Source organism: Microcella putealis (assembly GCF_004216575.1).
Lineage (GTDB): Bacteria > Actinomycetota > Actinomycetes > Actinomycetales > Microbacteriaceae > Microcella > Microcella putealis.
The window spans coordinates 628,615-643,897 of record NZ_SGWW01000001.1 but is presented as its reverse complement, the minus strand read 5'-3'; the positions used below and the strand labels follow the sequence as shown (position 1 = coordinate 643,897).

Annotated in this window: 13 protein-coding genes and 1 other RNA gene; 13 read left to right on the top strand and 1 reads right to left on the bottom strand. The window is 71.2% G+C overall.

The genetic code is table 11. From position 1 onward, the window contains the following. Positions 1 to 30 precede the first annotated feature (30 nt). From smpB to EV141_RS03085, 11 genes are all read left to right on the top strand, one after another. Positions 31 to 507: an SsrA-binding protein SmpB gene (smpB, locus tag EV141_RS03140; protein WP_130284229.1), complete on the top strand. Its 477-nt coding sequence runs from the start codon at positions 31 to 33 to the stop codon at positions 505 to 507. A 92-nt stretch (positions 508 to 599) separates the two neighbouring features. Then, positions 600 to 2,048 carry an MFS transporter gene (locus EV141_RS03135; protein WP_130484497.1) on the top strand — a complete coding sequence of 483 codons (1,449 nt, stop codon included), beginning with the start codon at positions 600 to 602 and terminating at the stop codon, positions 2,046 to 2,048. A 174-nt stretch (positions 2,049 to 2,222) separates the two neighbouring features. Further along, positions 2,223 to 2,593: a transfer-messenger RNA gene (gene ssrA / locus EV141_RS03130) on the top strand. 171 nt (positions 2,594 to 2,764) lie between these two features. Further along, a complete protein-coding gene (locus EV141_RS03125) occupies positions 2,765 to 3,550 on the top strand; it encodes an IclR family transcriptional regulator domain-containing protein (RefSeq protein WP_130484496.1) in 786 nt (261 codons plus the stop codon). A gap of 138 nt (positions 3,551 to 3,688) precedes the next feature. Then, positions 3,689 to 6,289 (top strand): hypothetical protein, encoded by a 2,601-nt coding sequence (locus tag EV141_RS03115; RefSeq protein ID WP_157985491.1) that lies wholly within the window; start codon positions 3,689 to 3,691, stop codon positions 6,287 to 6,289. Continuing rightward, a complete protein-coding gene (locus EV141_RS03110) occupies positions 6,286 to 8,859 on the top strand; it encodes an FtsX-like permease family protein (protein WP_130484493.1) in 2,574 nt (857 codons plus the stop codon). Before EV141_RS03115 ends, EV141_RS03110 begins: the two co-directional genes overlap by 4 nt. A gap of 24 nt (positions 8,860 to 8,883) precedes the next feature. Continuing rightward, positions 8,884 to 9,864 carry an ABC transporter ATP-binding protein gene (locus EV141_RS03105; RefSeq protein ID WP_198675503.1) on the top strand — a complete coding sequence of 327 codons (981 nt, stop codon included), beginning with the start codon at positions 8,884 to 8,886 and terminating at the stop codon, positions 9,862 to 9,864. Beyond that, on the top strand, positions 9,861 to 10,532 hold the full coding sequence (locus EV141_RS03100) for an ABC transporter ATP-binding protein (RefSeq protein ID WP_130484491.1): 672 nt from the start codon (positions 9,861 to 9,863) through the stop codon (positions 10,530 to 10,532). Before EV141_RS03105 ends, EV141_RS03100 begins: the two co-directional genes overlap by 4 nt. Positions 10,533 to 10,761: 229 nt before the next feature. Further along, positions 10,762 to 11,277, top strand: a complete 516-nt coding sequence (locus tag EV141_RS03095; RefSeq protein ID WP_130484490.1) for a hypothetical protein — start codon at positions 10,762 to 10,764, stop codon at positions 11,275 to 11,277. Between the two features lie 53 nt (positions 11,278 to 11,330). After that, positions 11,331 to 11,825 carry a hypothetical protein gene (locus EV141_RS03090; protein ID WP_130484489.1) on the top strand — a complete coding sequence of 165 codons (495 nt, stop codon included), beginning with the start codon at positions 11,331 to 11,333 and terminating at the stop codon, positions 11,823 to 11,825. 51 nt (positions 11,826 to 11,876) lie between these two features. Further along, on the top strand, positions 11,877 to 12,251 hold the full coding sequence (locus tag EV141_RS03085) for a YccF domain-containing protein (protein WP_130484488.1): 375 nt from the start codon (positions 11,877 to 11,879) through the stop codon (positions 12,249 to 12,251). A 30-nt stretch (positions 12,252 to 12,281) separates the two neighbouring features. On the opposite strand, the gene EV141_RS03080 is transcribed toward EV141_RS03085, so the two are convergent. After that, the gene (locus EV141_RS03080) at positions 12,282 to 14,444 is read right to left on the bottom strand and encodes a S9 family peptidase (protein WP_241968972.1); all 2,163 of its coding nucleotides are present in this window, start codon (positions 14,442 to 14,444) and stop codon (positions 12,282 to 12,284) included. 166 nt (positions 14,445 to 14,610) lie between these two features. On the opposite strand from EV141_RS03080, the gene EV141_RS03075 reads away from it, so the two are divergent. Further along, entirely contained in the window at positions 14,611 to 15,039 is a 429-nt protein-coding gene (locus EV141_RS03075) for a hypothetical protein (protein WP_130484486.1), read from the top strand. Next, positions 15,033 to 15,254: a helix-turn-helix transcriptional regulator gene (locus tag EV141_RS03070; RefSeq protein WP_130484485.1), complete on the top strand. Its 222-nt coding sequence runs from the start codon at positions 15,033 to 15,035 to the stop codon at positions 15,252 to 15,254. Before EV141_RS03075 ends, EV141_RS03070 begins: the two co-directional genes overlap by 7 nt. Positions 15,255 to 15,283: the final 29 nt, after the last annotated feature.

Sequence of the window (15,283 nt, the reverse complement as noted above, 5' to 3'; positions counted from 1 at the left end):
CGGTCACGCTGAGCCGAAAGGAGGGGCGCCATGCCGAAAGAGCAGGGTCAGAAGGTCGTGGCGACCAACCGCAAGGCTCGCCACGACTACACGATTGAGGACACCTTTGAGGCCGGCCTCGTCTTGAGTGGCACCGAGGTGAAGTCGCTGCGGCAGGGCCGCGCGAGCCTCGTCGACGGCTACGGCTTCATCGACGGGGGCGAGGCGTGGCTCGACGCCGTGCACATTCCCGAGTACTCGCAGGGCACCTGGACGAATCACGCCCCGCGCCGCAAGCGCAAGCTGCTCTTGCACAAGCAGCAGATCATCAAGATCAGCCAGAAGACGAAAGAGGGTGGCTACACGCTGATCCCTCTGAGCATCTACTTCAGCGACGGGCGCGCGAAGGTCGAGCTCGCCGTCGCGAAGGGTAAGCGCGAGTACGACAAGCGTCAGACGCTGCGCGAGAAGCAAGACAAGCGTGAGGCCGAGCGCGCCATGCGTAGCCGCAATCGCCTGGGCGAGTAGGGGTTCGCGCACACCGGGCGTACAGTCCGCCGGGCGTAGGCTCGTCGTTTGTGGCTGAACGGTCGGGGGGCGCGACAAGCGCAAGCGGTGACATGACGTACTCTGACCGCACCCGCTGGCAGGCGTTCTCGATCGCCGTTGCCGTTGCCTCGCTGACGATCCTCGACCTGTCGAAGGTCAATGTGGGCATCCCGGCGATTGAAGACGCGTTCGGCGCGGGCCCCACTGAGGTGCAGCTGATCGTCGCCGGCTACGTGCTGGCGTTCGGCGTCGTGCTCGTGCCGGCCGGCCGATGGGGCGACCTCAACTCGCGCCGCCGCATGTTCTTGGGCGGGCTCATCGTCTTTCTCGCCGCGAGCCTGTTCTGCGCGATCGCGCCGAGCGTCGAGATTCTGATCGGCTCGCGCATCTTGCAGGGAGTCTCGGCGGGGCTCCTGATGCCGCAGGTGCTCGGGCTTACGCAACAGCTCTTCCAAGGGCCCGAGCGCGGCCGCGCCTTCGGCATCTTCGGCGCCGTTATCGGCCTCTCGACCGCCTTCGGGCCGACCTTGGGTGGCCTGTTCGTGAGCCTCGCGGGCGACGACCTCGGCTGGCGCCTCATCTTCTGGATGAATGTGCCGCTCGTCATGCTGCTGTGGCCGTTCGCGTACAAGCTGCTTCCGCGCACCCAGCCCGCCTCCGACGGGCCGCGCGACCTCGACATCGTCGGCACGCTCTTGCTCGGCGCGACCGTGCTCGCCCTCATGCTGCCGTTCGTCCTGACCACCGGTAGCCCTGACGACAACCCGGCGCGGTGGTGGTTCCTCGCACTCTTCGCCGCCGTCGCTGCGGGCTTCGTCGCCTGGGAGCGGCGCTATCTCGCGAGCGGCCGCACGGCGATCATCGACTTCGCGCTGTTCCGCATCCGCAGCTACCGCAACGCCACGCTGCTCGCGATGGCGTACTTCGCCGCCATGCCAGCAACCTTCCTCACCCTCACGCTCTTCCTGCAGATGGGCCTCGAGCTCGCCGCCGTCTACGCGGGCATGGTGACGATTCCCTTCGCGCTCGCGAGCGCCGTGACCTCGTTCTACTCGGGCAAGGTCGTCGAGAAGTTTGGCCGCCGCATCGTGGTGGTCGGCCTCGTCGGCGTGCTCATCGGCTTCTCGGGCGCGGTCGCCGCCGCGCTCTTCTTGCCCGCCATCGCCGTGCCGTGGGCGATGGCGCTGGCGATGCTGATCGCCGGAGCCGGGGGAGGGGCCGTCATCGCCCCCAACCAGACCCTCGCCCTCGCCGAGGTGCCGGTCACCTCGGGCGGCGTCGCCGGCTCGATCGGCCAGGTCGGCCAGCGCGTCGGTACCGCGGTCGGCCTCGCCGCCGCCACCTCGGCGTTCTACGCGACGATCTACGCCGAAGAGGGCTCGTTCTCGCAGCTTGTCGTCTATCAAGACGCCTACCGCAACGCCGCCTTCGTCGTGGTGTTCTTCGTCGCCATCGCGCTCACCATGGCGCTCATCGATCTGCGCGCTCGTGTCGCCGGCCGGGTTCCCGATCGGGTCTAGCGCCGCTATACTGAAGGGCTACGCCGCGGGTGCCCGCGAGCGTACGAGACCGCCGGTGGCCGGCCCGAACGGCAGCCAACGGCTCACGAAACTCCACAGTGCGTGACAGCGACTCGCTCGCACGAGCATCCATTTTTCATTTTTTTGAGGGCGGATGCACGCTGCGAGTCCCACGGGGATGATCGGTTTCGACACTGCCTGCGAAACTGTGAGAAGCGGGTCGAGGATGCAGGGTTATCTCGTAAACGATCTCTGCAAACAACAGGTGCCAATGCTAAGCGCACCGACTTCGCTCTCGCCGCCTAAGGCAGAGTAGAAAGTCCGTCAGCCCGGGTGTGCCTCCGCCCCGGTCGCTGGCGTCATTAAGGGGGCTAGCTGTGTGGTTGTGTCTCAGGGCCACACGGGACTCGAACTGAGGCTGGGCCCGTCGACCTAGGGGTCTGCAACAAAGGTCGGGGCCGAGCAGAACGTCTCAGCAGACTACGCCCGTAGAAGGCTCAGGCTCACAGCAGTGGACGGGGGTTCGATTCCCCCCATCTCCACCACAAAGAGACGCTGTCACGCACTGTTGGAGGGGTTGGACACGACAACCTCGCCCTCTCTCCGAACGGCTCAGCGACTCGAGCTCGGGCGGCGGTTCGCGTACCGTACATTTTCTGCGTGGGTCGGTCTCGTTCCAGCGGCCGTTTGCATCCTCTTCCGAAGCGAGGCTCTCCGTGACCGATTCCGATGCGCCCGACCGTCCCGCAGATTTCGTCCAGTCGCTTGAACGCGGCCTTCACGTTATTCGTTCGTTCTCAGCTGACAAGCCGGTCATGACCCTGTCCGAGGTTGCGCGCCGCACTGGTCTCACCCGCGCTGCCGCTCGACGGTTCCTCATTACGCTGCAGCATCTGGGCTATGTCGCGAATGATGGCGGTCAGTTCAGTTTGCGCCCCGCCGTTCTGCAGCTCGGCTACGCCTACCTCTCGTCCCTGTCGCTCGCCGAGATCGCGAGCGAGCACCTGCGCCTCGCGGGCGAGGAGTTGCACGAATCGTGCAGCGCCAGTGTGCTCGACGGCGACAGCATCGTCTACATCGCACGCGCGCCAACCGCCCGCATCATGTCGATTAACCTCGCAGTCGGAACACGCCTTCCCGCCGTGCTCACGTCGATGGGCCGAGTCATGCTCGCGGCCCTGAGCGACGACGAACTCGACCGACTTCTCGCGACCGCGACGCTTGACAGACGCACGTCATCCACAATCACGAGGCGCGCGGCCCTGCGTGACGAGATCAACCTCGTACGCGAGCGCGGCTGGTCGATTGTTGACCAGGAGCTAGAAATCGGTGTGCGTTCAATCGCCGTCCCGATTCGGGACACCCGAGGCGTGGTCGTTGCGGCTATCAACGCCTCGGCGCACGCCAGCCGCGTCGAAATCGACGAGCTTCAGACGCGCTTTCTGGCCCGGCTTCAGCGGGCGGCGGCGGAAATTACGGATGACCTACGCGCGCGTCGGTAACAGCGTGGTGGGCGCTGTCTTCATCGGCATCTGCCCGGACAAATGCGAACGTGCCGCGAGCGGTCAAAGTTCTGGCGCCCGGGCGGGCGTTCGGCTGTTAGCGTCGGATATTCCCTCACCATAGGAGATGTCCGGCGCGTGTCAGTTCGCACCTTCGCCGCCAAGCGGTTGCTCTCGCGCCGCGCGGTGCTCGCGGCCATCGCGGCCATGGTGATCGTCGTGTCGGCGTTGCTGGCCGCGGTGACGGCGGTGCTCGGCGACGGCCTGGGGCGCGCGGCCGGCGAGGTGCTGCGCGAGGCGACGGGCACCGCGGGCGCAGTGCGCGCCGAGGCGCGTCTCGGCGATGAGGCGGATGCCCGCATCGCCGCATTCACGCGTGTGATCGATCGCGAGTTGGGCGCGGACGCGGTCGTCACCACCCGCAGCCTGCAGGCGACCGCGGTCCCGGTCGAGGCGTCGGGGGCGGATTCCCGCCTCACCCTGCTCGACACCGCGAGCGCCCTGCCTCACGTCACCCTCACGGGCACGGCCCCGGCTGCGGAGGGCGAGACCGCCCTGCACGCTACCGCCGCTGACGCCCTCGGTCTCGCCCTCGGCGACACGATCACGATCGACCCCGACGCGACGGCCAACGACGCACCCCTCACCCTCGAGGTGGTCGCCACGTGGCTGCCGATCGACGCGGGCAACCCGCTCTGGTTCGGCGAGCCGACGATCGGCTCGGGCGTCGACGCCGACGGCGCCCCGGTCGGCCCGCTGCTCGTCGACGGCGCCGTGCTGGCGGCCCTCAGCACCGACCCCGTCACGCGGTTCACGCTCACTCCGGCGCCCGGCCCCGTGACCGTCGCGGGCCTGACGACGCTCGCGAACGGCCTCGACGGCCTCGCCCGCGCCCTGCGCAGCGACCCCGAGGCCGGCCGCGGCGGCCTCATCTTCGCCGGCGATCTCGCCACAACGCTGCGCTCGGTGGCGGGCCCGCTCGCCGCCGCCGAAGCGGTCGCCCCCATCCCGCTGTCGCTCATCGCTGTGACGGGCGGCGTCACGATCGCCCTGCTCGCGCGCCTGCTCGTGGTGTCACGCGCGGGCGAGACGCGCCTCGTGCGCGTGCGCGGAGCATCCGCCGCCCGCCTGGTCGGCCTCGCCGGCCTCGAAATGCTCGTCGTCGCGGGGCTCGCCGCCGCCGTCACCGCGGGCGGCCTCGCCCTCGTTGCCGCCCTCACCGGTTCGGATGCTCTCGACCCGTTCACGGCGCCGCTCGCCGTCGCGCTCGGCGCCGTTCTCACCCAGCTCGCGCTCACCGCGGCCGACGTCAACCGCCCGCTGGGTGAGTCGTCCGCCCGTCGCGCGAGCGACCGCTTCGCGGCGCTGCCCGTGCTGGCGGTCATCGCCCTCGCGCTCGCGGCGCTGACCGGCTGGCGCATCGCGACCCTCGGCACGCCGCTCACCGAGACCGCCGCCGGGGCGCCCGCGATCGACCTGCTCGCCGCGCTCGCACCCGTCAGCGCACTGCTGCTGGTCGCCGTGATCACCGTGGCGCTGCTTGGCCCGCTCGCGCGGCTCATCGCCCGCCGTGCCGCCGCCCGCCCCGGCCTGCGTGCGGCCCTCGCCGCCCGGCAACTCGCCCGCGGCACCGGGGTGCTCGCCGTGCCCGTGCTGCTGGTCTCCCTCGCGACCGGGGGGGTCATTGTCGCGGCCACCTTTGACGGCACGTGGCAACGGGCCGACGAGCGCGCGGCGCCGCTGCGCACCGGAGGCGAGCTGCGCCTCGTGCTGCCGAGCGCGCCCGGGTCGGTACCGCCTGCTGCCGCGCTCGTCGACAGTGTCGACGTCGCTGCCGTGCGGAGCGCCGAGGGCGTGCGCGATGCGCGCGTGGTGCTCACCGCCGAGGTGCGGGTGCAGTCTGACGAGGTGTCGCTCGTCGCGGTGCCGAACGCGGGGTCCGGGGCGTCCGCGGGCGACGCGGGCACCGCATCCGCCGACGGTCTGCCGGTGACCGTGTCACCCGCCTTTGCGAGCCGCTACGGGCTCGCGGTCGGCGACACGGCACAGCTGAGCATCACCGGAGGGCGGCTGACCGTCGCCGTCGCCGCCGTCGATGCCGTTGCCGGGGCCCGCACGGCGCTCGCCGTTGCCGCCGAGCGCGACGCGCTCGTGGGCGCGCTCGCCGTCGACGACCGGCGCGTGCCGTTCACGGCCGAGGTGTGGGTCGACTCCGACGACATCCAGGCCGCGGCGGCCGCCCTCCGCGAGGCGGCGGTGCCCGGCGCGCTCATCGAACGCTCTGACGGGGATGCGCGCCTCGTCGCTCCCGCGCGCCTCACGCTCTGGATCGGTGCCGCCGCCGGCCTGCTGCTCGCGCTCGTCGCGCTCGCCGCGACCGCGGTCACGATTGACCGCGCGCGACGGGGCGAGCTCGCGGGCCTCCGCGCGCTCGGGGTGCCAGGCCGGGTGCTCGGCCGTGCCCGGGCGGGCGAGCTGGGGCTTGCCGCCGGCATCGCCGCGCTCGTCGGCGCCGCGGGTGGTGCACTCGCGGCGGGGGCGGTCATGCCGGCGTTCGTGCGCGCGGCGATCACCGCGCCCACGCAGCCGTACCCGCTCACCCTGACGGTCGCGGGTGTTCCGCTGGCGGCGCTGCTCGGCGTCGCGGTGCTGGTCACGATCCTGGGGCTCGTCGTGATGGCCCGCCGCCTCGCACAGCGCACCGATCGCGCGCGCCCGCGCGGGGGTGAGGCCGCGTGAGTAGCCACCTCTCGACTTTCGCCCTCATCGCGCGCCACCTGCGGGCGGGGCTGGCGGGCGCCCTGGGCCTGGCGCTCATCGTGCTCGTCGCGGCCGCGGCGACGAGTGTCGCCCCGCGGGCGCTCGAACAGGTGCTGTCGGCCGATGTGCGGGCCGAGCTCGCGCCGCTCAGCGACGTGCAGCGCGACCTGCGCGCTTTCGCGACGGGAACGCCGCTGCCCGTGGGGCCCGGTGAGGTCTCGGAAGGCAGCACTCTGCCTTCCGAGAATGCGGAGTTCTACGGCAACGCAGAGGAGCAGCTCGAAGCGCTGCGGCAGACCTTGCCGACAGCGGCGCAGGCCATCACGGAGCCAGCCGACTACGTCGAACGCACGAGCATTGCGTCCGACGAGCGCATCGCTGTCGCCCGCCGTGATGGTGGTGGCGACACCACGCAGTTCTCCATCGCCTACGCTCGCGACCCGCGTATTGCTCAGCGTATAGAGCTGGTGGACGGTCGAATGCCGGAGTCAACCACCAACGCTGGCGCCCTGCCAACGGAGGATACCGAGATCATGCTGTCGGTCGAGGCGGCGGAAGACATGCAATGGGAACTCGGCGAGGTGCGGGACCAGCAATTCGGTCTACCTGCCGTTCTGGTCGGTACCTTCGCGCCGCAAGACCCGGACGACCGTTACTGGTCGCACCTCCCCGTGTCGCGAGAGGCTGCGGTTCTCACGAACGGTGATCAGCCGACCGAGGTCTGGGCGACCGCCTACGTGAACCCCGAACAGGCGATTTTCGAGTCGATCACCTCCACCATCTGGTTCCCCGTCGAGGTCGGCGAGCTCACCGCGAGCGATGCCCGCGAGATCGGCGCGGCCCTGCGGGCGTTCACCGTGCAGCCGCAGGTGCTGCAGCAGGCGACCGTTGCGACGACGGTGACCTTCACCTCCGAGCTCGCCGACGCCGTCGACCGCAGCGTGCGCTCGGCCGAGGTGCTCTCGACCGTGCTCGCCGTCGCCGTCAGCACGATCGTCGCCCTGCTCGCGGTCGTCATGGTCGCCAGTAGCGCGCTCATCGTCGCTCGTCGCCGCACCGCCACCGCGCTGGCCATTGCGCGAGGCGCGGGCCCCCGCATTGCCCGCGGGCTGCTCGCCCTCGAGGGCGTGCTCATCGGGGTGCCCGCGGGTGCCATCGGGGCCGGTGTTGCCGCCGCACTCGTGCCCGCGACCGTGGCGCCCGGCTGGGTTGCCGTCCCCGTCGCCATCGCGCTGCTGCCCGCCGCGCTGCTTGCCGCCTGGCCGCTCGGCGTGCGCGGCACAGCGCCCTCCGCGATGCGCCGCATTCTGCCGCCCGCCCGACTGCGGCTCATCGGCGAGGCGCTTCTCGTCGTGCTCGCAGGCCTCGCGCTCGCGCTGCTGCTGGCCCGCCCGTCTGCCGACACCACGGGTGCTCCGGCGAGCGACCTGCTCGCGCTCGCCACTCCGCTGCTCGTCACGCTCGCGGCCGGCGCGCTCGCACTGCGCCTCTACCCGGCGCTGCTTGCCGGCGTCGCCCGCCTGCTGCGCCCCCGCCGCGGCCTCATCGCCTACCTCGGCGCCACCCGCACCGCGCGCAGCCCGCTTGCCGGGCTCGCGACTGTCCTCGCGGTCGTGATGGGAGCATCCGTCGCCGTCAGCGCGCTCACCCTGTCGGCGACGGTGACCGGCGGCATCGACACGGGCGCCCGGGCGACGGTCGGCGCCGACGCGCGCATCGACGATGCGCAACCCGGAAGCGCCGAGGCCATCGCCGCCTTGCCCGGCGTGGCCGCCGTCGTCGAACTGAGCGACGCGGGGCTCGCCGGCATCTCGTCTGACAGCACCACGACGACGAGCCGCGCCCAGCTCGTGCTCGCCGATCTCGACACTCTGGCCGCCATGCGCCCCGACCTCGTGCCGCCCGCGGCGGCCGCCCAGCTCGCCGCCGCTGACGGGCCAGCCGCGCTGACCACGCCCGAGGTGCTCAACTCGGCACCCACGCCGATCGCGGTCGCGGGCATCCCCGTCGAGATTGTCGGCGAGGTCGCGGCCGCGGCGAACCCGCTGGGCGCAGGGCGCTGGGTGCTCGTCGATCGCGACGCTTTCCTTGCCGCCGTCGACGCGGCGGGTGAGGACCGCGAGCTGGTCGCCGCCGCGCTGCTCGTCGATGCGGATGCTGCCCTCGGCCTCCCCGATTCGGCCCGCCTCATCGAGGCCGCGGGTTCGAACGCCACGATCGCGCTCGCCGCCGACGTGGCCGCCGCCACCGCCGAGCGCCCCGCCGTGACGGGCTTCGCGGCGGCCCTCACCGCCGTGATCGTGGCCGCGGCCGTGCTGACGGTGACCGCCGTGGCTCTCAGCGTCGTGCAGACGCGCGCCGCGCGCACGCAGACCGTGGCCACTCTGCAGATGCTGGGTGTCGAGCGCCGTCGCGCCCGGGCGCTCGCCGCGTGGGAGTTCGTGGCACCGACGGTGGTCGCCGCTGTGCTGGGCGCGCCACTGGGTATTGCCGTCGCCCTGCTCGTCGCGCGGCTGGTGCCCCTCGGCCTGCTGACGGGTGGGGTGTAAGAGAGGAATGAGAGCATGACGATGATGACCGGGGCCACAACGCCAGCACACGCCGCCGAGGCGCGCGACGCGGGCATCGAGTGCCACGGCCTCGTGCGCGTCTTCACCGCGCCCGGCGTCGAGGTGCAGGCCCTGCAGGGCCTCGACCTGCGCATCGACTCGGGCGAGCTCGTGGCGATCATCGGGGCGAGCGGGTCGGGCAAGTCGACGCTCTTGACCATCCTCTCGGGGCTCGACACCCCGACGGCCGGCTCCGTGCGCGTCGCCGGCGTCGACCTGCTCGCGCTCACCCGCCGGCAGCGCATCGACTACCAGCGGCACACGGTCGGTTTCGTCTGGCAGCAGACCAGCCAGAACCTGCTGCCGTACCTGACCACGGCCGAGAACGTCGCCGCCGTCATCGCACTCGCCGGCACCGCTCGCCGCGAGGGTCGAACGAACCGCGCGGCCCGCGTCACCGAACTGCTCGAGCTGCTGCACATCGCCGACGTCGCCGACCGCCTGCCGCACGAGCTGTCGGGCGGCCAGCAGCAGCGCGCCGCCATCGCGGTCGCGCTCGCCAACACGCCGCGCGTGCTGCTCGCCGACGAGCCGACGGGCGAGCTCGACGAGGCAGCTTCGGCCGACGTGCTCGCCGCCATGCGCCGCGTCAACGCCGAGCTTGGCGTGACCATGCTCATCGTGACCCACGACCACACCGTCGCCGATCACGTGAACCGCACCGTGCGCATCCGCGATGGGCGCACCTCGACCGAGACCGTGCGCAGCGTCGTGCGCGGAGCCGACGGCGTCGACGAGCACGTCGCCGAAGAGTTCGCCGTGCTCGATCGCGTCGGTCGCCTCCAGCTGCCGAGCGACTACCTCGAGGCGCTCGAGCTGCGCGACCGCGTGCGGCTCGCGCTCGAGAGCGACCGCATCGCGATCTTCCCCGGCGATACCGCGCCGCGCCCGTCGCCGTCGAGCGCCGATCCCGACACCGCGAGAGCGGGGGAGGAGCAGTCATGACCGACGCCCTGCTCACCGCCCGCGGCATCGCCCGCGCCTACGGCCGCGGCGACACCGCCCACACCGTCCTTGCCGGCATCGACCTGGATGCGCGGGCCGGCGAACTCGTCGTCGTGCGCGGCGCGTCCGGCACCGGAAAAACGACGCTGCTGTCGATCCTCGCGGGGCTCGACGCGCCCGACGCCGGCGCCGTCACGGTCGACGGCCGCGAGCTGGCGAGCCTCAGCGAGGCCGAGGCCGCCGAACTGCGGCGTGACACGCTCGGCTTCGTCGCGCAGACCTTTGGACTGATCCCGCTGCTCACCGCCGCCGAGAACGTCGAGGTGCCGCTGCGCATCGCGCGCACGGCACCGTCCGAACGGGATGCGCGGGTCGCCGCCGCGCTCGACGCCGTCGGTCTCAGCGCCCACACGCGCCAGCGGCCCGACGAATTGTCCGGCGGCCAGCAGCAGCGCGTCGCGATCGCGCGGGCCCTCGTGACGCACCCGCGCATCCTGATCGCCGACGAGCCGACCAGCCAGCTCGACAGCGCCACCGGCGCCGCGATCATGGACGTCATCGTGGCGCGCGTGCGCGACGACAACGTCGCCGCGATCGTCGCCACGCACGACCCGGCGGTCGTCGAGCGGGCCGACCGCGTGGTCGACGTCGGGGCGCACGCCGACTAGCTGGGCGCTTCTGCCGCAGCGCTGAGTAGTTCTTGCCTATGGCGGCAACAGAAGCCTCGCCGTACGGTCAACAGCGATGTCATTCCGGAGAAGAAGCCCGAGTTCACCCGCCCTTATCGGGGGCGCCATCGCGTCAGTCGTCGCACTCAGCGCGTGCAGCGCTGTCGGAGGAGAGACCGAGTCGGTAGCTCCTGCGGCGTCCGCGACGCCCGCCACCCCCGCACCGAGTGTGCCCCCATTCGATCCCGGTGACGACGCGGCACCTCTCGACGCCGAACCCGACACCTGTTTCGTGGGCTCGTGGATGCTCGACATCGACTCATGGGAGGCGGGAATTCTCGGCGTGGTCAGCTCTGATCTGACCGACCCGGTCGTGGAAACGACGGGATCGCTCAGCCTAACGTTGGACGCCGATCAGGCCTACCGCGTCGTCGGAAGCGCACTGCGGACGGTGACGACGGGCTCGGGTAACGGCGGCGATCTGCAGTGGGTTCTCGGCTTCGACGGCGACGAGTCGGGCACCTGGTACACCGTCAGCGACATTCTGATTCTGGACCCGGGGGAGGCGGGGCCGCTCTCCGCTCAGAACGAGGTGGAGATTGACGGCGTCCCGCTCGAGGGCGCGCTCGGCGATCCGTCGAGCACGCCGTGGTCGGACGACCTCGACGTCGCCTGCGATGCGACGACCCTGACCCTCACGCCCCTCAACGACCCGGCCGCGATCCCCGTGGTCTTCCGCCGCTAGGGGCGCGCGTCGCACTCCTCGTTCACCTCGCCCGCTCTGAGAAAGGCCCCATCATGCCGTCACGTTTGGCGTTCATCGCCGCCGCAGCCCTCGCCGTCACGTTGACGGCGTGCGCGCCCAGTTCTCCCGAAGCGGCGACGGGTGGCGACGCGCCACCCGAAAGCTCGGCACCGGCACCCGTCGAGACGGAGGGTGACGACGACGGCGCGGCTGAACCGGAGGATGAGCCCTCGCTCACCGCTGTGCCGCTGCCCGACACCTGGCCGGCCGTCGTTCCCGTGGTTGATGGTGTCATCGTTGACGCGTTTGCCGTCGACAGCGGAACGGTGTTCTGGGGCGCCCGCGTCGTGCCCGACGCCGATCTCACCGAGGCCAGCGAGCAGGCCCGCGCACAGCTTGAGGCGGCGGGCTTCACACTCGACGGCGAGGCCGAGAACGACGACGGCACCGTGAACCGCACCTACGCCTCCGACGAGTTTCGCGTCTTCGTGAACCTGTCGACGGCGCCGGGCGAGGAAGGGGTGCTCTACAACGTGCAGCCCCGCTGACGTCCCCCATCAGCGACGCAGCATGCCGGGGCTGCCTGACAGACTGGCCTGATGCGACTCATCCTGAACGTGATCTGGCTCGTGCTGTCGGGCTTCTGGCTGTTCCTCGGCTACATGCTCGCGGCAGTCATCATGTTCATCCTGATCGTCACGATCCCGTTCGGCATCGCGTCGGCCCGCATCGGGCTGTACTCGCTGTGGCCGTTCGGCAAGACGATCGTCGACCGGCCCACCGCGGGCGTCGGCGCCGCGATCGGAAACGTGCTCTGGGTCGTGCTCGCCGGGTGGTGGCTGGCGCTCGGGCACATCGTCTCGGCGCTGGCTCTCGCGATCACCATCATCGGCATCCCGTTCGCGTGGGCGAACCTGAAGATGGTGCCCGTCGCGCTGCTGCCCCTGGGTAAGGAGATCGTCGACCAGCGCTGATCTCCTCAGCGCCGGCCGACGACTCGCGCACTAACCGAGGTTCTTCGGCCGCTGCCACCCCTCGCCGAGCACGTTCTCGGCGAGGAACGCGAACACCGTCTCGTACCAGACGATCGCGTGCTGGGGCTTCAGAATCCAGTGGTTCTCGTCGGGGTAGTAGAGGAACTTGTGCGGCAGCTTCCCCTCGTCGTCCGAGAACGTGGCCGCAAGCTCTGACCACAAGCGCAGGCTCTCGCCGATCGGCACGCGGTAGTCGCGGTCGCCGTGAATGACGAGCATCGGCGTGCTGATGTTCTGAAGCGAGTGGTGCGGTGAGTTCTCGGCGAGGCCCTGCTCGTCGAAGATGCTCAGCCAGTACGCCGAGTTGTCGGTCGTACCCCCGAACTGGTCGAGCGCCCAGAGGCTCGCGTGCGTGACGATCGCGTCGAAGCGGTCGGTGTGGCCGGCCACCCAGTTGGCCATGTACCCGCCGAACGAGCCGCCGAGGGCGGCGGTGCGCGTCTCGTCGATGTCGTCGCGCGCGACGACCGCATCCGTGATCGACATGAGGTCGGTGAACGGAGCCTTCCCCCACGCGTTCCAGCCGCGGGCGATGAAGTCGAGGCCGTAGCCCGTCGACAGCGCCGGGTCGGGCAGCAGCACCGCGTAGCCGCGGGCGACGGCGAGCTGCGGGGCCCAGCGCCAGCTCCATGCGTTCCAGCTGTTAAGCGGGCCGCCGTGAATCCACAGCAGCAGCGGCGCCGGGCTGTCGGCCGAAGCGCCCTCGGGTGTCAGCAGCCAGCCGCGCACGCGCGCGCCGTCGTCGGCCGTCGTCTCGACCTCGACGAGCTCGCCCACGGTGGCGGGCAGCACCGCGGGGGAGGGCAGCGCAGCCACCGCGCCCGAGGCGACATCAACCGACACGGGGTGCGGCGGCTCGAGCCAGCTCGAGCGCAGGGCGACGAGTTGGCCGCCGCGCGCATCGACCTGCAGGCCGCTGTAGGCGTAGTCGTCGTTCGTGACGCGCGTGACCTCGCCGCCGTCGAGCGGAATGCGCACGATCGGCGCACGCCCGTTGTCGTCGGCGATCGCGTACAGGCTCGCCCCGTCGGGGGCGAAGGCGTACTCGCTTGCCCAGCGATCCCAGCCTTCGGCGATGCGTCGCGCATTGCCGCCGTCGACGTCGCTGACCCATAGCTCGCGGTCGGCGGGGCCGGCGGGCGTGCTGTGCGGGGCGCGCGTGTAGGCGAGGGTGCGGCCGTCGCGGCTGAGAACCGGGCCCTGGAACCCGACGTTCTCCTCCGAGAACAGCACGCGCGTGTCGCCCGTGGCGACGTCGATCGCGACGAACTCGTGGCGGCCAAGGCCCCGGGTCGCGATCTGGCGGGCAACGATGAGCGTCGCGCCGTCGGGCGTCAGCGCCTGGCCGGCCGTGTTCGCCGAGCGGCCGGGGTGCGGGGTCAGGTCGCGCGGCCGGGGCAGCTCGGGCGCATACGGGGCGGATGCTGCCCCCGCGTCGCCGTCGCCGCTCGCCTCACCGTCGGTGCCGCCCGCGTCGGCTGAGGCTTGGCCTGCCGCGGCCGCGCCCGGCGCGGGCCGCTCGGGCAGCTGGTCGGCGAGTTCGCTGAGCTCGAGCGCGATCAGGTGCGGCTCGGCGGGCCCCAGATCGTGGTCCCAGAAGCGCACGGGGTAGCTCTCGTGCAGGATCGCCGCGACCTTGCGCTTCTTGCGCTCGGCGCGGGCCGCCGCCTCGTCTTCGAGGGTGTCGGCGCCGGGCAGTAAGTCGGCGGCGAGAACGATGTGCTCGCTCTCGAGCGCGGTCGCCGCGACGCCCGAGACGCCCCCGGCCAGGCGAGTGACGGGCCGGGCCTCACCGCCGCGGGCGGGCAGCAGCCACAGCTGGCCGGCCTCCTCGGCGTCGCTTCCCGCCTCCGCGTCGGGCCGCGCCGAAACGAACAGCACGTCGCCGGCGGGCGTGAACGCGACGCCGGTTTCGCCCTTCGCCGAGCGGGTCAGGCGGCGCGGCGCACCGCCGTCGGCACGCGTCGGCACCTCCCAGAGCGCGCGCTCGTAGCTCGTGCGGTCGGCCGCGAGCGTCGCGACCGTCAGAATGGCCCGCTCGCCGTCCGGCGAGAGCGCGACCGCGTCGATGCGCGGCAGGGCGATGAACGATTCGAGGTCAGTGAACGGCGTTGTCGAGTTCTCGTGGGTCACGGCCTCGACGCTATCGGGGCTGTCGCTGTGAGCCGTGTGAGCATCCCACGGTGTAAAAAATTCTTGACACGATGCGCGGGTGCCCCCTACCGTTCGGAGTGTCAAGAATTCTTGACACACGAGAATCGCCACCCCACCCTCACCTCCCCCCGAAAGGATGCGCGCCATGAGCCTCGATGCCCGAGTCGCCGTCTGGCAATTCATCACCGCCATCGGCACCTATGCCGCATACCTCTGGCTGCTGTTTGACCGAGCGGGCGACGGCCCGCTCGTCGACACCGCCTACGGCGACCTCGTCGCCTGGACCGTCGGCGGGGGGCTCGTCGTGACCATCATCGGCTCGATTGCGATCGCCATCGCCGGCGGGCGCTCGGGTCGGCTCACTGACATGCGCGACAAGCAGATCGCCCGCCTCGCCGACGCGGTCGGCGCCTCCTTTGTCACGATCGGGGGGATGGCGGCGCTGATCCTCGCGATCGTCGAGGTCGACCACTTCTGGATCGGCAACGTTATCTACCTCGCGTTCGTCACCTCGGGCCTCCTCTCGTCGCTGGCACGCATCGTGATGCACCGCTTCGGGGTGCCCTCGTGGTGAAGCCGACGCGCGTCGAAAACCGCATCCGCGCCCTCCGCGAGGCGCACGGCGGCATGACGCAGGGTCAGCTCGCCGACGCCCTCGGCGTTACTCGCCAGACGATCAACGCGATCGAGCAGGGCAAGTACTCGCCGTCGCTCGAGGTCGCCTTCCAGATCGCCCGCGTCTTCGGCGTCAGCCTCGACGAGGTCTTCCGCTACCCCGACGGCGCGTAGCGAGCACACACGCCCACAACCACCACCCC